Origin of the sequence: Arthrobacter sp. NPDC058130 (assembly GCF_042884475.1) — a bacterium.
Lineage (GTDB): Bacteria > Actinomycetota > Actinomycetes > Actinomycetales > Micrococcaceae > Arthrobacter.
In genome coordinates, this window is sequence record NZ_JBHVTV010000001.1 from 64,955 (window position 1) to 84,041 (window position 19,087).

Annotated in this window: 21 protein-coding genes; 11 read left to right on the plus strand and 10 right to left on the minus strand. The window is 68.5% G+C overall.

Annotation, left to right across the window (positions count from 1 at the left end):
* Positions 1 to 79: 79 nt before the first annotated feature.
* Positions 80 to 940 carry an IclR family transcriptional regulator gene (locus ACFVTM_RS00335; protein WP_390201337.1) on the minus strand — a complete coding sequence of 287 codons (861 nt, stop codon included), beginning with the start codon at positions 938 to 940 and terminating at the stop codon, positions 80 to 82.
* A 225-nt stretch (positions 941 to 1,165) separates the two neighbouring features.
* Here ACFVTM_RS00335 and ACFVTM_RS00340 point away from each other — a divergent pair, with 225 nt between their 5' ends.
* Positions 1,166 to 2,482 carry an MFS transporter gene (locus ACFVTM_RS00340; protein WP_390201338.1) on the plus strand — a complete coding sequence of 439 codons (1,317 nt, stop codon included), beginning with the start codon at positions 1,166 to 1,168 and terminating at the stop codon, positions 2,480 to 2,482.
* Positions 2,483 to 2,583: 101 nt separating this feature from the next.
* Here ACFVTM_RS00340 and ACFVTM_RS00345 read toward each other — a convergent pair whose 3' ends face one another.
* The gene (locus ACFVTM_RS00345) at positions 2,584 to 3,669 is read right to left on the minus strand and encodes an ATP-dependent DNA ligase (RefSeq protein ID WP_390201339.1); all 1,086 of its coding nucleotides are present in this window, start codon (positions 3,667 to 3,669) and stop codon (positions 2,584 to 2,586) included.
* 134 nt (positions 3,670 to 3,803) lie between these two features.
* On the opposite strand from ACFVTM_RS00345, the gene ACFVTM_RS00350 reads away from it, so the two are divergent.
* From ACFVTM_RS00350 to ACFVTM_RS00360, 3 genes are all read left to right on the plus strand, one after another.
* Positions 3,804 to 4,799, plus strand: coding sequence for a TIGR03885 family FMN-dependent LLM class oxidoreductase (locus ACFVTM_RS00350; protein ID WP_390201340.1), 996 nt, complete (start codon positions 3,804 to 3,806; stop codon positions 4,797 to 4,799).
* Entirely contained in the window at positions 4,796 to 6,544 is a 1,749-nt protein-coding gene (locus ACFVTM_RS00355) for an alpha-amylase family protein (RefSeq protein WP_390201341.1), read from the plus strand. Before ACFVTM_RS00350 ends, ACFVTM_RS00355 begins: the two co-directional genes overlap by 4 nt.
* Before the next feature lie 152 nt (positions 6,545 to 6,696).
* Entirely contained in the window at positions 6,697 to 6,933 is a 237-nt protein-coding gene (locus ACFVTM_RS00360) for a hypothetical protein (protein ID WP_208750484.1), read from the plus strand.
* Between the two features lie 3 nt (positions 6,934 to 6,936).
* Here ACFVTM_RS00360 and ACFVTM_RS00365 read toward each other — a convergent pair whose 3' ends face one another.
* From ACFVTM_RS00365 to ACFVTM_RS00375, 3 genes are all read right to left on the minus strand, one after another.
* Positions 6,937 to 7,233 (minus strand): MoaD/ThiS family protein, encoded by a 297-nt coding sequence (locus ACFVTM_RS00365; RefSeq protein ID WP_390202078.1) that lies wholly within the window; start codon positions 7,231 to 7,233, stop codon positions 6,937 to 6,939.
* 61 nt (positions 7,234 to 7,294) lie between these two features.
* Positions 7,295 to 8,419: a WD40/YVTN/BNR-like repeat-containing protein gene (locus tag ACFVTM_RS00370; protein ID WP_390201342.1), complete on the minus strand. Its 1,125-nt coding sequence runs from the start codon at positions 8,417 to 8,419 to the stop codon at positions 7,295 to 7,297.
* Positions 8,420 to 8,488: 69 nt separating this feature from the next.
* Positions 8,489 to 8,701: a hypothetical protein gene (locus ACFVTM_RS00375; RefSeq protein ID WP_390201343.1), complete on the minus strand. Its 213-nt coding sequence runs from the start codon at positions 8,699 to 8,701 to the stop codon at positions 8,489 to 8,491.
* A 148-nt stretch (positions 8,702 to 8,849) separates the two neighbouring features.
* Between ACFVTM_RS00375 and ACFVTM_RS00380 the strand changes: the two genes are divergently transcribed.
* The 4 genes from ACFVTM_RS00380 to ACFVTM_RS00395 all read left to right on the plus strand — a co-directional run bounded on the left by ACFVTM_RS00380 (position 8,850) and on the right by ACFVTM_RS00395 (position 12,631).
* Entirely contained in the window at positions 8,850 to 9,347 is a 498-nt protein-coding gene (locus tag ACFVTM_RS00380; RefSeq protein ID WP_390201344.1) for a universal stress protein, read from the plus strand.
* A 264-nt stretch (positions 9,348 to 9,611) separates the two neighbouring features.
* Positions 9,612 to 9,932, plus strand: a complete 321-nt coding sequence (locus ACFVTM_RS00385; protein ID WP_390202079.1) for a metal-sensitive transcriptional regulator — start codon at positions 9,612 to 9,614, stop codon at positions 9,930 to 9,932.
* Positions 9,933 to 9,998: 66 nt separating this feature from the next.
* Positions 9,999 to 10,229, plus strand: coding sequence for a heavy-metal-associated domain-containing protein (locus ACFVTM_RS00390; protein ID WP_390201345.1), 231 nt, complete (start codon positions 9,999 to 10,001; stop codon positions 10,227 to 10,229).
* Between the two features lie 59 nt (positions 10,230 to 10,288).
* Positions 10,289 to 12,631, plus strand: coding sequence for a heavy metal translocating P-type ATPase (locus tag ACFVTM_RS00395; RefSeq protein ID WP_390201346.1), 2,343 nt, complete (start codon positions 10,289 to 10,291; stop codon positions 12,629 to 12,631).
* Between the two features lie 80 nt (positions 12,632 to 12,711).
* Here the strand turns inward: ACFVTM_RS00395 and ACFVTM_RS00400 are convergent, their stop codons facing one another.
* Both ACFVTM_RS00400 and ACFVTM_RS00405 read right to left on the minus strand, forming a co-directional pair.
* Positions 12,712 to 12,984, minus strand: coding sequence for a DUF2277 domain-containing protein (locus ACFVTM_RS00400; protein ID WP_390201347.1), 273 nt, complete (start codon positions 12,982 to 12,984; stop codon positions 12,712 to 12,714).
* A gap of 96 nt (positions 12,985 to 13,080) precedes the next feature.
* Positions 13,081 to 14,037, minus strand: coding sequence for a DMT family transporter (locus tag ACFVTM_RS00405; protein WP_390202080.1), 957 nt, complete (start codon positions 14,035 to 14,037; stop codon positions 13,081 to 13,083).
* 239 nt (positions 14,038 to 14,276) lie between these two features.
* On the opposite strand from ACFVTM_RS00405, the gene ACFVTM_RS00410 reads away from it, so the two are divergent.
* Positions 14,277 to 14,819 carry a CGNR zinc finger domain-containing protein gene (locus ACFVTM_RS00410; RefSeq protein WP_390201349.1) on the plus strand — a complete coding sequence of 181 codons (543 nt, stop codon included), beginning with the start codon at positions 14,277 to 14,279 and terminating at the stop codon, positions 14,817 to 14,819.
* 58 nt (positions 14,820 to 14,877) lie between these two features.
* Here the strand turns inward: ACFVTM_RS00410 and ACFVTM_RS00415 are convergent, their stop codons facing one another.
* From ACFVTM_RS00415 to ACFVTM_RS00425, 3 genes are all read right to left on the minus strand, one after another.
* Entirely contained in the window at positions 14,878 to 15,240 is a 363-nt protein-coding gene (locus ACFVTM_RS00415; RefSeq protein WP_390201350.1) for a hypothetical protein, read from the minus strand.
* Positions 15,241 to 15,324: 84 nt separating this feature from the next.
* Positions 15,325 to 15,918 (minus strand): hypothetical protein, encoded by a 594-nt coding sequence (locus ACFVTM_RS00420; RefSeq protein ID WP_390201351.1) that lies wholly within the window; start codon positions 15,916 to 15,918, stop codon positions 15,325 to 15,327.
* Positions 15,919 to 15,993: 75 nt separating this feature from the next.
* Entirely contained in the window at positions 15,994 to 17,349 is a 1,356-nt protein-coding gene (locus tag ACFVTM_RS00425; protein ID WP_390201352.1) for an MATE family efflux transporter, read from the minus strand.
* 147 nt (positions 17,350 to 17,496) lie between these two features.
* On the opposite strand from ACFVTM_RS00425, the gene ACFVTM_RS00430 reads away from it, so the two are divergent.
* Both ACFVTM_RS00430 and ACFVTM_RS00435 read left to right on the plus strand, forming a co-directional pair.
* Positions 17,497 to 17,931 (plus strand): DoxX family protein, encoded by a 435-nt coding sequence (locus ACFVTM_RS00430; protein WP_390202081.1) that lies wholly within the window; start codon positions 17,497 to 17,499, stop codon positions 17,929 to 17,931.
* Positions 17,932 to 18,101: 170 nt separating this feature from the next.
* Positions 18,102 to 19,070, plus strand: coding sequence for an acyl-CoA thioesterase (locus ACFVTM_RS00435; RefSeq protein WP_390201353.1), 969 nt, complete (start codon positions 18,102 to 18,104; stop codon positions 19,068 to 19,070).
* The last annotated feature ends 17 nt before the right edge of the window (positions 19,071 to 19,087 follow it).

Here is a 19,087-nt window from a genome sequence, read left to right on the forward strand (position 1 = left end):
TATGTTGCACTGTTGTTCGAATCACGAACTTATTATTACGACGACGCCTTTGCCGTCGGCTTGAGCCGGCGGCAGGGTGTCACTGCTGGGGGAGCCTGGCCGACAGCTCGGCGGCGGCCGCCTGAAGCAGCGGCACGAGGGCCACGAGGGCCTCCATGCTGAGCCGGAAGACGGGGACCGCCGTGGCCAGGGAGGCGAAGGCATGCCCCTGGGAGTTGAACACCGGGACGGCGACGGCCCGCATCCCGAGCTCGTTCTCCTCGTCCATCGTGGCGTAGCCCTGGCGCCGGATCTGCTCGATTTCCGCCCGGAATGCCTCCCGGTCCGTAATGGAGAGCGCCGTCAGCGGCTCGAGCGGCAGCTCCTCGACGAGCTGTGCGCGCGTGGCGTCATCGGCGAACGCCACGAGCGCCTTGCCCACCGAGGTGGTGTGCAGCGCGCCGAGATGCCCGGGGTCGCTCGTGACCCGGAAGGTCTGCGGGCCATCCACCTTGTTCACCGTCAGATGGTGGATGCCGTCCCGCACGGAGAGGATGGTCGCCTCGCCCGATTCCTCGGTCACCCGCCGCAGGATGGGCAGCGCTGTGCCCGCGAAGCCATGGTGGTTGGAGACCCGCTGGCCGAGCTGGAAGACCCGCAGTCCCAGGTGGTAGCGGCGGCCGTCCGGCTCATAGTCCACAAAGCCGTCCCGGGTCAGGGAGCCGAGCAGACGGTACGTGGTGCTGAACGGCAGTTCGGCCCGCCGGGAGATCTCCGCGGCGCTGGCGCCGCGCGGCTCGTCGCCCAGGAGGACCAGCAGGCCCAGGGCCTTGCCCACCATGTCCGTCCGCGAGTCCTCCTTCGCGGCCTTGGCAGGCTTTGCGGGGGCTTCCTGGCTTGAAAGGGCCTCGCCCGGGTGTCCGGAAGCGGCCGCCGCATCTGTGGTTTGATTCACACTCATGTATCGATGCTCCCACATAGTGAGAGCTATTTCTAGATGGTGATTATTTTTCTTGACAAGTGACTGCGCTCACAGTCATGATTGCTACATCGCACAAGTAGCTTCCACCATGTGGCTACTAGTCCGGGTCTTTCCACGGACCTCCGGCTGCACCACACTTAAACGAGTGGCAGCCGAGACCTTCCTGATCCATCCGCGACAACGTCGTCACACCAAAGGAACACCATGAGCCACACTGTCCCGTCCACGACGCCGGGTATAACCACAGGAGGGACGCCGAAGAAGGCGGCCCTTGCCAGCTTCCTGGGCAGCGCCGTCGAATATTACGACTTCTTCATCTTCGGCTCCGCGGCGGCGCTGATCTTCCCGCACGTCTTCTTCCCGGACGCGGACACCAACGCGGCCATCATGTCGTTCGCGACCTTCGGCTTCGCGTACGTCGCCCGTCCGATCGGCGCCGTAATCCTTGGCCACTTCGGCGACAGGATTGGACGCCGGAAGGTCCTCATGTTCACCCTGCTGCTGATGGGTGCCGCTACTTTCGTTATCGGCTGCCTTCCGGACTTCAAGACGGTCGGCTGGTGGGCTCCGGCACTGCTGGTGCTGGCACGGCTCTGCCAGGGCCTGTCCGCAGCCGGCGAGCAGGCCGGCGCCTCCTCCATGACGCTCGAGCACGCCCCGGACAACCGCCGCTCCTTCTTCACCTCCTGGACCCTGACCGGAACCCAAGGCGGCCAGATCCTCGCCGCACTCGTCTTCATCCCGGTCCTGGCCCTGCCCGATGAGGTCAAGTACACCATCGGCTGGCGCATCCCCTTCTGGCTCAGCGCCGTGGTTGTGCTGATCGCATTCTTCATCCGCCGCACCCTCCACGAGCCGCCGGCGTTCGAGGAAGCCAAGAAGACTGCGCAGATCTCCAAGCTCCCGGTTGCCGACCTTCTCAAGGACCACTGGCGCGATGTCCTCCGCGTCATCGCCTGCGCCTTCATCGCCGCCGTGTCCACCGTGTTCGGCACCCTGGCCATCAGCTACGCCAAGAACGTCGCCGGCGTGGACGGCACCACCACCCTCTGGCTCGTGGTGGGCGCCAACTTCATGGCCCTGGGCACCCAGCCGCTCTTCGGCAAGCTCGCGGACAAGATCGGCCGCAAGCCCGTCTTCATCTACGGCGCACTCTCCAGCGCGGTCCTGACCCCGGTCTTCCTGCTGAGCCTCGAATCCGGCAGCGTCCCGCTGATGTTCCTGGCAGCCATCGGGTTCTTCTCGTTTGGCTACGCCGCAGCCAACGCCGTCTGGCCCTCCTTCTACGCCGAGATGTTCAGCACCAACGTCCGCTTCTCCGGCCTCGCAATCGGCACCCAGCTGGGCTTCCTGATGGCCGGGTTCGCCCCGGCGATCGTCGCGGCCATGGGCGGCATCCAGGCCGGCGGTTGGGTCCAGATCTCCATCTTCACGGCCGTCATCTGCCTGATCGCCACCGTGGCGGCCCTGACAGCCAAGGAAACCTTCAAGGTCCCCACCCGGGAGCTCGGCCAGCGCTAGCTTCCGGCGCGGCTCAGCCCGCAGTTCCCACCGTCCGACGGCGGCCCGCCCCTTCCCGGGGCGGGTCGCCGTCGTCGTCTTAGGTGCGGCCGTTGGTCCGTCTAGGGTGTCGCGTCCAGCACCGCGGCGAGATCGAACTTCACCGGCTCCTCCAGCTGGCCATAGGTGCAGGAGCTTGGTTCCCGGTCCGGGCGCCAGCGCACGAACTGCGCGGTGTGGCGGAACCGGTCGCCCTCCATGTGGTCGTACTTTACTTCCACCACGCGCTCGGGCCGCAGCGGGGTGAAGGACAGGTCCTTGCCGCCGCTCCACCGGCTCCCCTCAGCATTGCGCGGCGTCCGCGCCCCCTCCTCCTGCCGGCCCCAGGCCCAGGGGTGGTCCTCAAACCCGGTGACCAGCTCCTGCAGTTCGGCAAACAGCTCCTGGCGCCGTGCCATCGGGAAGGCGCCCACCACCCCGACACTCGCCAGCACCCCTGCGTCGTCGTACAGCCCCAGCAGCAGCGAACCGATCCGGTCCGGGCCCGAGGTGTGCAGACGGTAGCCGGCGAGCACGCAGTCTGCGGTGCGTTCGTGCTTGACCTTGACCATTGCGCGCTTGTCCGGCTGGTACGTACCCTCCAGCGTCTTGGCCACAATGCCGTCGAGTCCGGCACCCTCGAACTGCCGGAACCAGCGCTGCGCCGTGTCCCGGTCTGACGTCGCGGCCGTGACGTGGACGGGGGCCCCGCTTGCCGCGAGTGCGCGTTCGAGTTCGCGGCGGCGCTCGGCAAAGGGTTTGCCCGTCAGGTCCTCATCGCCGAGGGCCAGCAGGTCAAAGGCCACGAACCTCGCCGGGGTCTGCTCCGCGAGCAGCTTCACGCGGCTGGCGGCCGGATGGATGCGCTGCTGCAGCGCATCGAAGTCGAGCCGGTCCCCCGAGGCCGCCACCAGGATGATTTCGCCGTCCACCACGCAGCGTTCGGGCAGCTCCGCCTTCAGCGCCTCCACGAGTTCGGGGAAGTAGCGCGTCATCGGCTTGCCGTTCCGGCTGCCGATCTCCACCTCGTCTCCGTCGCGGAAGATGATGGAGCGGAAGCCGTCCCATTTCGGTTCGAACAGCCAGCCCGTTCCGGCGTCCGTCACCGGCAGGGCGGGGAGTGCTTTGGCCAGCATGGGCGCGATGGGAGGCATCAAGGGCAGTCGCATAGCGCCCATTCTTGCGCCGCGGACCCGGTACCGCCACCCCCACGCAGTGGTTCCTCGACGAAGGAGGTTTCCGCACCGGTTTCCTCAACGAAAGGTTCCTCGACACAACCCCGCCCCCGCGGTAGACATGGGTGATGGCCACCATCGGGTTCCACGCCTCGCATGAACAGATCAGCCCCGGCCGTCTGCTGAAGGACGTCCAGATGGCGGAGCAGGCCGGCTTCGATGCGGCCATGTGCTCGGACCATATCGAGCCGTGGTCCGTCCGGCAGGGCCACTCCGGGTTCGCCTGGTCCTGGCTCGGCGCCGCACTGGCCACCACGGGGCTGCGCTTGGGTGTGGTGACGGCGCCGGGCCAGCGTTACCACCCCGCGATCATCGCGCACGCCTCGGCCACCCTGGCAGACATGTTTCCCGGCCGCTTCTGGCTGGCCCCGGGCAGCGGCGAGTACATGAACGAGCACGTCACAGGCGGGGCGTGGCCGCCAAAGGAGACGCGGCAGCGCCGGCTGGAGGAGTGTGTCGACATCATCCGCCGGCTCCACGCCGGGGAAGTGGTCACGCACCATGGGCTCGTCACGGTGGAGCAGGCCCGGCTGTGGGACATTCCGGAGACCAAACCGCAGCTCATTGCCCCGGCCATCAGCGTGGAAACAGCGCGCCGGGCGGCAGCCTGGGCGGACGGGCTCGTCACCGTGAACCAGCCGCCCGGCAGGCTGAAGGACATGCTGGCGGCGTACCGGGACGCCGGCGGCCGCGGGAAGGCTGTCCTTCAGGTCCACCTGTCCTGGGCGCAGACGGAGACCGACGCCGTCGGGATCGCCATGGACCAGTGGCGCACCAACGTCTTCGCGCCGCCGATTCCCTGGGACCTGCCGACGGCGGCCCACTTCGATGGCGTGAGCGCCGGTGTGCACGAGGACCAGGTGCGGGCGGCCGTCAACATCTCCGCCGACACCGGGCAGCATGCCCGGTGGCTCGCCTCCTACCTGGAACTCGGTTTCGAGGAGCTGTACCTGCATTTCGTCGGACAGGAGCAGGCGCCCTTTATCGACGCCTTCGCCGCGCACGTCCTCCCCCAGCTTCGCCCGGCTGGACAAGCCCCGACCGGAACGGAGCGTGCGCTGTGAGAATCGCCGAAACCTCGGACCTCTGGTGGAAAAACGCGGTGATCTACTGCCTGGACCCGGAGACGTTCTTCGACGCCGACGGCGACGGCACCGGGGACTTCGACGGCCTGATCCAACGCGTTGACTACCTGGCCGCGCTCGGAGTGACGTGCATCTGGCTGATGCCGTTCTACCCCTCCCCGGACCGCGACGACGGCTACGACGTCACCGACATGTACGGCGTCGATCCCCGGCTCGGGAACCTGGGCGACCTGGTGGAATTCATCCGCACCGCCAACGACCGGGGCATCAGGGTGATCGCCGACTTTGTCATCAACCACACCTCCGACCGGCACCCCTGGTTCGTCCAGGCCCGGAAGTCCAAGAACAACCCCTACCGCGACTACTACGTCTGGCGGAAGGACACGCCGCCGGACACCTCCGACCAGGTAGTGTTCCCCGGCGAGGAAACGTCCATCTGGACCCAGGACAAGGCCACCGGCGAGTGGTATCTGCACATGTTCTCCAAACACCAGCCGGACCTGAACGTGATGAACTCCAAGGTGCGGGACGAGATCGCAAAGTCGATGGGGTTCTGGCTGCAGCTGGGCCTGGACGGCTTCCGGCTGGACGCCGTGCCGTTTTTCCTGGAGTTGCTCGGCGAGCCCAAGGACGAAGCCGCGAAAATCGATCCGCACCAGTACTTGAGCGCCCTGCGCAGCTTCCTCAACCGCCGCCACGGCAGCGCCGTGCTGCTGGGCGAGGTCAACCTCCCGTACAAGGACCAGTTGAAGTATTTCGGCGGCCCCGCCGGCAACGAACTGAACATGCAGTTTGATTTCCTCTCGATGCAGAACATGTACCTTTCGCTGGCCCGGCAGGACGCCCGGCCGCTCGCCCGGACGCTCAGCAGCCGTCCGAAAATCAATCCCGACAACCAATGGGCCATGTTCGTCCGGAACCACGACGAGCTCACGCTGGACAAACTCAGCGATGCCGAGCGCCAGGAAGTCTTCGCCGCCTTCGGCCCGGATCCGGATATGCAGATGTACGGCCGTGGACTGCGGCGGCGGCTTCCCACCATGCTGGGTGGCGATCCGGCCAGGATCCGCATGGTCTACTCGTTGATGTTCTCGCTGCCGGGCACGCCGGTGCTCTTCTATGGCGAGGAAATCGGGATGGGCGAAGACCTGCGGGCGAAGGGCCGCTCGGCCGTCCGCTCCCCCATGCAATGGGACGACGCCGGGAACGGCGGCTTCTCGACCGCCCCGCCCGGGGACCTCGTCGCCCAACTGGTGGACGGACCCTTTGGACCGGCGCACATCAACGCGGCAGCCGCGAAACGGGATCCCGACTCGCTGTGGAACTTCATCGCTACGTTGATCCAGAGGTACCGGGAGTGCCCGGAGCTCGGCTGGGGCAGGTTCGAACTCATCAAGCACGCCGCACCCGCCGTGCTGCTGCACCGCTGCACATGGGACGGATCCACGGTGATTGCCGCCCACAATTTCGGCGCCGAACCGGCCACGGTGACGGCCACGGCGGCCTCGCCGGAGAAGGGAGACGGCCCGGAACAGGAAGCCGAGCCGGCGGGGACGGACGAAACGCCCGGCCCTGACGCTTCGTACGCCGGGGCGGTGCTCCGGGACCTGCTCGGCGGCGAGGACATCCCGCTCGCCGACGACGGCGTCTTTGAACTGCCGCTGGACCGCTACGGGTATCGGTGGTTCCGGGTCCGGCTGCCCGGGGACCGCCACCTCCCCTGAGCGCATTCGCCCGCAGGAAGTGTGCGGGTAACCGCGGCGCCGTCGAAAACTAACCGGCCCCTTACCGTGCTGAAACGCGGACGCAACATTGCCCCGGCACACTGGAAGTGCAGGCAAGAGCAGGCACCAGCTCCAGTCCAGGAGGCCCCGCCATGTTGAAGGAAGCCAAAGCCCATGTAACCCGTATCCGTGCCCTCGACCAGCTGCACCGCGGCGATGAGATCGAGGCCCGCCTCAGCGTGGGCCCGAATTACGACGACGTCGTCATCCGCCGCGGCAGCGTCCAGGAAACGGCCCCTGGAATCGGCGTCGTCTGGATCATGGACCGCCATACCGGCATGCGCAAGGCCATCAACGCGGACGAATGCACCGTCTGGCGGGTCGCCTGAGGCTCAGCCTCCCGCCACTGACTGGATGATGAGGACTTCCTGGCCCGGTGCCACGGCAGTCACCAGGCCCTGCAGCCGCCGGATCTCATTCCCGTTGACGTATATATTCACGTAACGGCGAACTGTTCCGGTCTCGTCCCGCAAACGCCGCGACAGCGCCGGGTAGTCCCCGGTCACGGTATCCAGCAACCACTCCACCGTCACCGCAGCCTCAGCGGGCGTAGTCAGGATCGACTGCCCGCCGGCGAGCGGTTGGAGAACGCTCGGCAGGACCACACTGATCGCGGACCCGGCCGGCATGGAGCCGCCGTCGGCCATGTCGCCGGTCATGCCGTCGCCGTTCATGCGCCTGGTCCTCCCCTCACGGATGCGCCGGCACCAGGGCCGCGGAAACCACGGCGGCGCGCACGCACAGCACGTCCGGCAGGTGCGAGGCGATTTCGGTGAAGTGTTCCCCCTCGTCAGCGCTGGCGTAGACACTCCCGCCCCGCGTCCCGAAGTAGACGCCCGTGGGTTCGGCGCCGTCGACGCTGGCAGCATCGCGCAGCACGGCGTTGTACTCCGCGCCAGGGAGCCCGGCGTCGAGCCGTTTCCAGCTGGCGCCGGCGTCGTCCGTCCGGTGCACGGCCAGCTTCCCGTCCGGCGGAATACGCTCGCCGTCGGCCTTCAGCGGGATCACCCACGCCGTGCCGGCCCGGCGCGGATGCGTCAGCATCACAAAACCGAAGTCTGCCGGCAGCCCTTCGGCGATCGACTCCCACGACTCGGCGTCGTCGTCGCTGCGGTACACGCCGTGGTGGTTCTGCGCGTACAGGCGGCCATCGACGGCGGCGTCGGCCGCGATCTTGTGGACGCACTGGCCGAATTCCGGGTTGGGATCCGGCATGAAGTAGGCGGAAATCCCTTTGTTGCGCGGCTCCCAGGAGGCGCCGCCGTCGAGCGAGCGGTACACCCCTCCCGTGCTCATGGCCACGTGGACTTTCTCGCCCGTGGGATCCACGACAATCGAGTGCGCCGCGGCGCCGCCGTAGCCTGCACCCCATTCACTGCGGTGCGGATGGTCCCAGAGGCCGCGGTTGAGCTCGAAGTGCTCGCCGCCGTCGGTCGATTTCCAGACGGAGATCGGTTCGCAGCCTGCCCACACGACGCCAGGGCGGGAGTCGGCGTCGGGGTGGATCTGCCAGATCCGTTCCAGGGCGGCGTCGGTGCCGTCGGGGAACGTGATGGCGCCGTTTTCGGGTTCGCTCCAGGTTCCGCCCAGGTCATCCGAGTGGAAAACCGTGGGGCCCCAGTGCTCGGAGCGGACGCCCACCAGGATCCGTGTCCTGCCATCGCGGGTGTCGATGCCGATGCTGGGCACCTCGCTCATGAGGAAATGCGGCCCGGACAGGGACCAATCCTTCCGGTCGGGGCTGGTGGCCAGCCAAAGGCCTTTTTTGGTCCCGATCGCCAGGACATAACTCTCTGCAGTAGCCATGCCACCCATGCAACCATCCAGCCCCGAAGGCCGCAATGGTTTTCTGCCTGCGGCGACCGGCAGCCGGCGGCGCCGGTGTCAGTCGACGAACTCCGACTGCGTCTCGATGAAGTCCCAATCCGCAGCCGTCAAAAGTGCGAGGACCTCCGCGGACGATTCAGCGGGCCGGGGTCCGCCGGCGTCGGCGATACCCTGCAGCACGGACTCGGGCAGTTCGATGGTCCGGAGGTTTTCCCGGAGCCATTCCTTGCTCGCCAAATCCAGATCCAACCACCACATGTAGATCTCCACGGGGACCTCCTCCTCCTGTTTCTTCAACCGTAGGCCCCGGCCCCGGGGTGTTCAAGGGGCGGGGTCAAACGGCGCCTGCACCGTCCCGAACTGCGGGAACGGACAGTAGGCCCCTGTTCAGGGCGGCGCCCCGGCGCCAGAATGAAGTATGCCTGACGACTCCGCCAACGGTCCGGCGCCCCTCGTGGTGGGCGTGGTACCGGGGCAGCATCCCGAGGTGCTGCAGACGGCGGCATTCCTTGCCAAGAGCCTCGCCGCGCCCCTGATCTTCGCCTACGTGGACGAGGCAAGCTACCTCGTGGAGTGGGACCCGGCGCGGTCGGCGCACCGCTTGTCGCTGCACCCGGACACGGACACCGCCCGGATCCGGGAGACAACCCAGGAGTTGCGTTCCGTCCTTGAGGCACGCTGCGCAGACCTGGGGATCGAGTGGAGCCTGCGCACCCTGGCCGGAGACCCCGCGCGGGCGATCGGCAGGCTGGCCGCGGACGCCAACGCGCGCATCATCGTGGTGGGTACCTCCGAACGCGGCTTCGGCCACCGCATTTCCGCGGCGCTCAACGGCTCCGTGGCGGCATGGTTGAGCCACCATCAGGAGCGTCCAATCCTGGTCGTTCCTGCGGCCGCTCCGGCCGAACGAAAATAAAGCGAAAGTACTTATTCGGAGTGCTGGCGCATCCCACTACCGCCAAGTAAGCTCGATGTGTAGGCCGGATGAGCCGCCTACCCCAAAGCTGCTCCGGAGTGCGTATCCCCCAATAACGCACTCCGGAGCTCTTTAATGTGCGCAGCGCCCCGGCTTTCGGCGCAGGCCCGTCCCCGGACGCTTGAATCATACCCCTAGGGGGTATATGTTGGGGGCATGAGCGAGTCAGAAGTTACGCCTTTGGATTCCGCGCCCCTCCATTCCATGGCCCTGGATTCCGCGCCCCACGAGCAGCACGGCTACAGCTCCAACAAAGATGCCTACCTGCGCCGGCTCAAGCGGATCGAAGGGCAGGTCCGCGGTATCGCACGGATGGTTGACGAGGACAAATACTGCATCGACATCCTCACCCAGGTTGCCGCCGTCAACAAGGCCCTGCACGCTGTCAGCCTCGGACTCGTCGAGGAACACATCGGCCATTGCGTCGTCGGTGCGGCGTCCGAGCCGGATCCGGAGCTGCGGGCGGAGGCCATCGATTTCAAAGTCAAAGAGGCCACCGATGCCATCGGGCGCCTCCTGCGCTAAGACCTGCACCACCCACCACACCACCGGGCCGGGGGTCCACCCCCGCCCAGCGACAAGGAGCACGCCATGGCTACCGTTTCCACCACCGTCAACGTTTCCGGCATGACCTGCGGCCACTGCGTGTCCTCCGTCAGTGAAGAACTCGAGGCGCTCTCCGGCGTCGAAAAGGTCGACGTCGAACTCAACGCCGGAGGCATCTCCACCGTCACGATCACCTCCAGCGAATCGCTGTCGAACTCCGAAATCGGCGAGGCCGTCGCCGAGGCCGGCTACCTCGTGGTCGCCAGCGAAGCCTGAGCGCCGCTCCCGGCAGCGGAGGGCACACCCACCGAATCCAGCAGAAACAGGAAGGCGCCGTGAGCAGCGAGCAGTTGTTGGACCAGGCCAGAAGCCGCGTCATTGACCTCGACATCGAGGGCATGACCTGCGCCTCCTGTGTCAACCGGGTCGAGCGCAAGCTCGGAAAGCTCGACGGCGTCGAGGCCAGCGTCAACCTGCCGCTGGAGTCCGCCCGCGTCAGCGTGCCGGCGGATATTTCCGACGAACAAATCACCGCCACGGTCGCGGCCGCGGGCTACAAGGCCACAGTCCGGCCCCCCAGGTTCCCGGACACGGTGATTGGGCCCGCGGAACCCGTCGGCGCCCGTACCGACGCTGGTGCCGAAACTGGTCCCGCGGTTGGCGCCGAAGCTGGCGACCACCCGGCGTCGAACGCGGCGGCCAAGCTCCGCCCGCGGCTCGTCGTGGCAGCTGTGCTCACGGTCCCGGTGTTCGCGATCTCGATGATCCCGGCGTTGCGGTTCCCGGACTGGGGCTGGGTGGCCGCCGCCCTCGCCCTGCCGGTGGTCGCGTGGGCGGCGTGGCCGTTTCACCGGGCTGCGGCCATCAACGCCCGGCACTTGGCCTCGACCATGGACACCCTGGTTTCCATCGGCGTAATTGCCGCCTATGCGTTCTCACTCGGGCAGCTCCTTGCGGACCCAAGCATGACCGCACACCCCGCAGCGGAGGGCATGGGCTCGGGCGGGCTCTACTTCGAGGTCGCCTCCGTGGTCACCACCTTCCTGCTGCTGGGCCGCTACCTGGAGGCCACAGCCAAACTGAAGGCAGGCGACGCCCTCAGGGCCCTGCTCAGCCTCGGCGCCAAGGATGCCACCGTGCTGCGCAACGGCGGCGAGCAGAAGATTCCCGCCGGTCAGCTGATGGCGGGAGACGTGATCGTGGTCCGCCCGGGCGAAAAGATCGGCGCGGACGGCGTGGTCCTGGACGGCTCCTCGGCCGTGGACGCGTCCCTGGTGACCGGAGAATCGGTGCCGGTGGAAGTCGGCCCCGGCAGCCAGGTCACCGGGGCCACCATCAACACCTCCGGCCGCCTCCTGGTCCGTGCCACCCGCGTCGGGTCCGAGACCACCCTGGCCCAAATGGGACGCCTCGTCTCCGCGGCGCAGACCGGGAAGGCACCCATCGCCCGGCTCGCCGACCGCATCAGCGCCGTCTTCGTCCCGGTGGTCCTGGTGATCGCGGCCCTCACCTTCGGGGCCTGGCTCCTTGCCGCCGCGCCCGCCGTGGGCCCCGACGAGGTCCGCGCCGCCTTCACCGCCGCGGTAGCGGTCCTGGTCATCGCGTGCCCCTGCGCCCTGGGACTGGCGACGCCGGTGGGCCTGCTGGCCGGAACCGGACGCGGCGCCCAGCTCGGCATTCTCATCAAGGGGCCGCAGGTCCTCGAGGACACCCGGACCGTGGACACGATCCTGCTGGACAAGACCGGCACCGTCACCACCGGCCGCCTTGCCGTGGACGGCGTCCAGAGCTTCGGAGCGTACACCGAAGCCGAGGTCCTGAACCTTGCGGGAGCGGTGGAAAACGCCTCCGAGCACCCGATCGCCCGCGCCATCGCCGCCGCGGCACTGGCCGCGGAGCCGGGGCACGACGGCGCCGGCCTGGCCGCCGTCGCCGGCTTCCGTTCCGCGCCCGGCGGCGGGGTCCTGGGCACCGTGGAGGGCCGGCTGGTTGCCGCGGGGCGCACCGGCTGGCTGCTGGAAAACGGCATCGTGCCGGACCCGGCGCAGCAGGAGGCACTCGGTGCCGCCGAGGACTCCGGCGCCACGGCCATCTGGGTCGCCGTGGACGGCGAAACCGCCGGAATCATCCGGCTGCGCGACACCCTCAAGCCTGGCTCCCGGGCCGCGGTGGACCGGCTCCGCCGGCTCGGGCTGAGGCCCCTCCTCCTGACCGGAGACAACGCCGCGGTGGCCGCGCAGGTGGCGGCCGCCGTCGGGATTCACCCGGATGACGTGCTTGCCGGCGTGCTGCCGGAAGGCAAGGTCGAGGCTGTAAAGAGGCTGCAGGCCGCGGGCGCCACCGTGGCGATGGCCGGCGACGGCGTCAACGACGCCGCGGCGCTGGCCCAGGCGGATTTGGGGGTCGCCATGGGCTCGGGGGCGGACGTCGCCATCGAAGCGGCGGACCTGACAGTCATGGGCAACGATCTGGGGCACGTGGCGCAGGCGATCGAACTTTCGCGCCGGACGCTGGCCACCATCAAGGCCAACCTCTTCTGGGCCTTCTTCTACAACGCCGTGGGCATTCCCGTGGCGGCCTTGGGGCTCCTGAACCCGATGATCGCCGGGGCAGCCATGGCCGCGAGTTCGGTGCTTGTGGTGGCCAACTCGCTGCGGCTGCGCAGTTTCGGCAGGTAGGCTGCTGGCGCCCCGCCGATCCGCCTCCGTTGGCCCCGCCCCTAATCCGCTCCCTTAGGGCGAACCCTCAGGCCCCGGTCTCAGGCCGCGCCAAAGCGCACGGCAGCCCTGGCCCTGGCCTTGGCGGCTTCCTCGTCGCGGTCCTTGGCCGGGGCGTGCGTGACCAGGGAGTCGAGCAGGTGCTGCGTGGCGTGCGCGATCTCATGCACAGCCCGGTTGAAGGCCTCTTCGTTCGCCTTGGACGGCTTGGTGCTGCCACTGATCTTGCGGACGTATTGCAGCGCGGCGGCCTCCACCTCGGCGGTGGTCGCGTGGGGCTCAAAATTGTGGAGGGTCCGGATATTTCGGCACATATCCCCATGGTAGGTGCCTTCCGGCCCGGGAACGAGGGCCCTGGGCGCAAAAGTGGCACCCGGCAGGTGGGACTGCCGGGTGCCGCCGTGCGTGGCTTAGGGCACGGGCTCGCAGTCGTTCGCGTGGTCCAGCGCCGCCGCATCGGCTCCGGACACGGCGGCGCGCAGCTCGTCCAGGCGGACCAGGACCACGCCGCCAACAATCAGGAGCCCGCCCAGCAGCTGGATGGGTCCGGGCAGCTCGCCGAGCAACAGCCAGGCCCAGATGACGGCGAACAGCACTTCGGTCAGCGATACGAATGACGCCACCTTCGATCCGAGCGCCCGTGCGGCGACGATTCCGGACACGTACGCCAGGACGGTGGCCAGGACCACGAGGCCGCCAAGCGCCACCCACCACGGTGTGACCCACGGTCCCAGCCGGGTGTCGGCCGTGCTGAAGGCCATCGGCAGCAGCCCGGTTGCCGCAGTCAGCCACATGACGATTGCGCCCACCATGAGCCCGCCGGAGGCCAGGACGATTGGCGGGAGGGTGTCGTTTTCCTTGGCCGTGATGAAGAAGTAGATGGCGAGGCAGACGGCGGCCGCGATCCCCCAGAGCACGCCGATGGGGTCGACCTTGACGGCGCCCGTGAGGTCCAGGACCAGGACCAGCCCGCCGAGGGACAGGAGGGTGCCGGCGATGGTCAGCGGCCGCGGCCGCTTCCGGCTGGCCGCCCACAGCCAGAGGACAATGAGGACCGGCGCAAGATACTCCAGCAGGAGCGCGACGCCGACCGAGAGCCGGGACACGGCGTTGAAGTAGAACAGCTGGCAGGCGGCGACACCGATGAATCCGAAAAGCAGCACGGTCAGCCAGTTGTCGCGGAGCTGGTGCCACCGCCCGCGCAGCGCAAAAATGGCGGGGATGGCCAGAATCAGGGCCGCACCGGTGAGTCGGGCAGTGACGGCGGCGCCGGGGGTCCAGCCCGTTTCCAGGAGCGCCTTGGCGAACGATCCGGAGAGTCCGAACACCGCGGACGAAAACAAGGCGACACCCAGGCCCGAGGCCATGAAGCCCGACGAGGCGCCCGCCCGGCCGGCACGCTGCGTGGTGTCCTGCCTGGTCACCTGCGGGGTGCCCTGCCTGCCGTCCCGCGTGGCGCCGAGCGGTTCGGAGGCGGCCCGCTGGGCGGCAAGGTCTCGTACCGGGGCGGCGGCGGAGCGGTGGGGGGCAGACACGGCATTCTCCTGTCAGGAGTAAAGTAGGGTTATGGTCATGACATTACGCCCCGCCGAGGTAAGGAGTCAAGATGGTTTTTGCCCCTGACACGGAGGTTGCCCTGCGGTCTGTGGTCAACCTGATTAACACGGCCGCCAATGAAGAGGAGCATTTGGCCACCGCCATGGATTTGGACGATTTCCTGGAGGCCGAGGGCTTCACCGGGTCCCGGACCCGGGACGATGCCGAGTTGGCAAGCGTGCGGCGCCTGCGCGGCGAACTAGCCGAGCTCTGGCTGGCGGACGAGGCCACGGCCGCAGAGACCGTCAACCGGCTGCTGCGGGAGGCCCGGGCGCTGCCGCAGCTGGTCAAGCATGATCCGTGGGACTGGCACCTGCATGCCACAACGCCGGAGGCGCCCCTGGCCGACCGCATGAGCACGGAGGCCGCCATGGCCATCGTTGACGTGATTCGCAGCAAGGAAATGGACCGCCTCCTGGTGTGCGCGGCGGACGACTGCGACGCCGTCGTGCTGGATCTGAGCCGCAACCGTTCGAAACGCTACTGCGACACCGGAAACTGTGCCAACCGCGCCCACGTCGCCGCGTACCGGGCCCGGAAAGCCGCGTCCTGACGGCGACGGCCGCGGGCCATTTTTGCGGGGTGAGGCCTGCGGCGCTAGACCTGCGCCGCTAGGCCTGCGGCCCGTCGTCGCGGGTATCGGCGGGGCCTGCCTCGGGGCGGGACTGCCCTGACGACCCGCCATGTCCGGAGGGCGTCCGCTTGGAACTGAGGTTGACGCCGGAACCCTTCCCGAGGTCCTCGGGGTTGTCCTTGTGGCTCATGGCGAGCATGGCCGCCACCACCAGGATCACAATGAAGGCGATCCCGGCGCCGATGAGCGCAAGGTCGAAGCGGGGCGAGCGGGCGCTGCCGCCCGAGGCGAAGATCAGGACGCCGAAGAACACCACCACGGCCCAGAACGCGGAGAACATGAGCGGCCCCTTGACCGAGGTCCGCAGGCTGCGGGGCGCTCCGGGTTTCTGCTGTGCCAAGGTGATTTCCTCCTGCAGCCCGCGCGGGGAAGCGTGGCTGTCTTGTTACCGCAATTGTTCTACGCCGGGTAGAACCTGTCGGTACTAGTTTACGGCCTTTGCGGAATCGCCCCGAGCATCGTGCCGCAGGGTCAGGCCGGACAGCACCCAGAGGACGCCGCTGATGATGGCGCCGCCGCCCGCAACGCCGAGGAGGGCGTGCGCGCCGAGGCCGATGAAGAACGGCAGCGCGATCGCGGTGCCCAGTCCGATCACGCCTGAGGTGATCCAGTCGCGGGCCAGCACGGACCGGCCGCGGCCAAGAACGCCCGCGAACAGCTCAGCGGCACCGGCCACACCCAAACCCAGGGCGGCGATTGTTCCGAAGACGTGGGCGGCGGGAATCAGGGCCACGGCCGCTCCCGCGCCCGCCAGGGCTGCCCCTCCCGCGGAGAGGATCCGGCCGGCACCTTCCCTCGGGGAGAACCCCGTCCTGGGCACGGTCCAGATGATGACCACACCGGTGGCCAGCAGGTAGAGTCCGCCGGCCCAGCCCATGCCCGCCTCGGGCGGCGCGGCCCAGAACACGGTTACCGCGCCGAACACGAGCGCCACGGCGGCCCTGACAAGCACGGGTTTCCATAGGTCGGCCGCGGCGCGGATGGCAGGGGTCGCGTCAGGCGCTGCGGGAAGAGTCACGCGTCCAGTTTAGTGCGAAGCCGCCACGGCGCGCGCCGGGCGGCCGGTGCCGGTGGCCCCTCCGGCGGTTCCGGCTCAGCGCACGCCGAGGACCATCCACTTCTCCGTCCTGGCCCGGAGGCCCAGCGTCAGCGCGCGGGCCGCCATGTAACCCAGGGAGAAGGCGGCCCACAGCCAGAGCAGACCCGCGCCGGCACCGGCGCCGGAATACCGCACCGCCAGCAGCAGCGGCAGGTAGGCCGCGAGATTGACGACGCCGGCGATCGCCAGATAGCGGGCGTCGCCGGCCCCGATGAGGACGCCGTCGAGGACGAAGACGTATCCGGCGAGCGGCTGCCCTGCGGCGAGGACCCACAGGGCGAGCGTCAGCGCCGCCCGGACGTCGACGTCGGAGGTGAACAGGGCGCCCGCCCACGGCGCCGCCGCCGCGAGGAGGATCCCGGTCAGGACGCCGAAGCCGATCCCCCACCGGGTCATGGTGCGGGTCAGCGCGCGGGCCGCCCCGGGCCGGGCCGCGCCAAGTTCCTTGCCGATCAGGGCCTGGGCCGCGATCGCGAGGGCGTCCAGGGCGAAGGCGAAGAACGTGAAGATGGTCATGGCCAGCTGGTGCGCCGCAAGGTTGACGGGCCCTTGGGCCGTGACCACCACGACGGTGGCGAGGATCGCGATGCGCAGGCTGAGCGTGCGCAGCATCAGCCAGGAGCCCACCCGGGTCAGGGCGCGGATGCCGCGCCAGTCCGGCCGCAGGGGCACCCCGTGCTGGCGGGCATTGCGCCGGACGATCAGCACGTAGACAGCCGCCATGGCGCATTGCGCGATGCTGGTGCCGATCGCCGAACCGGCGACGGAGAGCTGGAGCCCGTAGACCAGGACGACGTTCAGCGCGATGTTCAGCGTGAACCCGGCGGCGGCGACGATCAGCGGGGTCCTGGTGTCCTGCAGCCCCCGCAACACCCCGGTGCCCGCGAAGATCAGCAGCATCGCGACGAGTCCGGGCATCGAGAAGCGCAGGTAGTCCACCGCGAACGCCAGCACCTCGCCGCGGGCGCCCATCAGTTCCAGGAGCGACCCGGCGGACAGGAACCCGGCCACGGCGAGGGCAATCCCGAGCAGCAGGGCCAGCCAGACGCCGTCGCGGCCGGCCGCGAGGGCCTTGGGCAGCTGGCCGTTGCCGATCGCCCGCGCCACGGCCGGGGTGGTGGAGTAGGCGAGGAAGACCATGAGGCCCACCACCGTATGCAGCACCGCGGAGGCCAGTCCGACGCCGGCGAGCTGGGCCACGCCGAGGTGGCCGACGATCGCCGAATCGGCCAGCAGGAACAGCGGTTCGGCGATCAGGGCGCCGAAGGCGGGGACGGCAAGGCGGAGGATTTCCCGGTTCCGGCGCGCGGCGGCCGGCAGGGTGGCGGAGGTCGGGGACAAGGCGGGCACGGATCCACCCTAGCGGCACTCCCGGCGTCGCACATTTCGATATTACTTGACATTTCAACTAAAAATCGGGAAGACTTGACCTTGAACGCAACCGAAGTCGCGGCGGCACACGGCCGCGACGCCTCCTCTTACGAAACGGTATTTCCCATGAACCAGCCCGCCCTCACCACCTCGGCCCGCACCATCCTGCGCATCGTGACCGGATTCCTCTTCGCCGCCCACGGCTGGCAGAAGTTCTACGAGTTCACCATTCCCGGCACCCAGGCCGCTTTCACCCAGATGGGCGTTCCGGCCGCACAGGTTGCCGCCCCGGTCATCGCGACCCTGGAGCTGGCAGGCGGCATCGCCCTGATCCTGGGCGTCCTGACCCGCGTGTTCGCCGTCCTGCTCGCCGTGGACATGCTGGGCGCCCTGTTCCTGGTCCACGCCTCCGCCGGAGTGTTCGCCGCCACCGGCGGCTACGAACTGGTGCTGCTGCTGGCCGCCGCCGCCCTGGCCGTGGCCCTCGTCGGCGCGGGCAAGGTCTCCGTGGACAAGGTGCTGTTCGGCCGCGCCAATTCCAAGCTCAGCGTCCTGGCCTAATCACCACTTCCTCAAGCGCAACTTTTTCAGCGCACTTGTTCAGCGTGCGACGGCGGGCGGTCACCTTAAGGTGGCCGCCCGCCGTCGTATGCCACCGGGTTATGGCGTCCCGGACAGCGATTGTGTCACCGGCCCGCGGCACCTGCAGGGCCTTTCAGTAAACTCGCAGCATGAGCGAGAACGCGCCCAATGCCGTGACCCTGCGCTTCCTGGCGGCCCCCACCGATGTCGGCCACAGCGGCTCGGTCGACGCCGGCACCGTGCTCGAGTGGGTTGACAAGGCGGCCTATGCCGCCGCCGTCGGCTGGGCAAAGTCCTACTGTGTGACGGCCTATGTGGGCAACATCCACTTCGCGGACCCGGTGAACAGCGGCGACATGGTGGAGGTCGAGGCCACCATCGTCTACACCGGGCGGTCCTCGATGCATATCCGCACGGTCGTGTCCTCCGGCGATCCGAAGGGCGGGCCCGCCACCATGCGCAGCCAGTGCATCGTGATTTTCGTAGCCGTCGGCGCGGACGGCAAACCCATCCCGGTACCGCAGTTTGAACCCGTAACGCCGGAAGAAATCGAACAGCGGGATGACGCACTGGCCCGGATCAAGGTCCGCGAAGACATCGTGGAGGCCATGAGCGGTCAGGAATATACCGACGCCGGCACGGCAGAGAGCGTGGTGCTGCGGTTCATGGCGGCGCCGACGGACGTGAACTGGGGCGGCAAGGTCCACGGCGGCATCGTCATGAAGTGGATCGACGAGGCCGCCTACGTGTGCGCCTCCCGTTACTGCGGGAAGGACACCGTGGCCGTGTTCTCCGGCGGCGTGCGGTTCTACCGGCCGCTGCTGATCGGCCACGTCGTGGAGGTGGAGGCCCGGCTGGTCTACACCGGCACCAAGGGCATGCACATCGCCGTCCATGTCCGCTCCGGGGACCCCAAGGGGCGCGAACTGAACCTCACCACCTACTGCCTGACGGTCATGGTGGCCCGCGACGAGACCGGCACGTCGGTCCCGATCCCGCAGTGGGTGCCGGTCTCCGCCGAGGACGTCCGGCTCCACGCCCACGCCCGCGAACTGCTGGAAATCCGCGGCCGGGCGCCGGGAAACCGGCTGCCCAACCACCTGCTCGCGGCCGGCTAGGGAAGGACTAGGGTCAG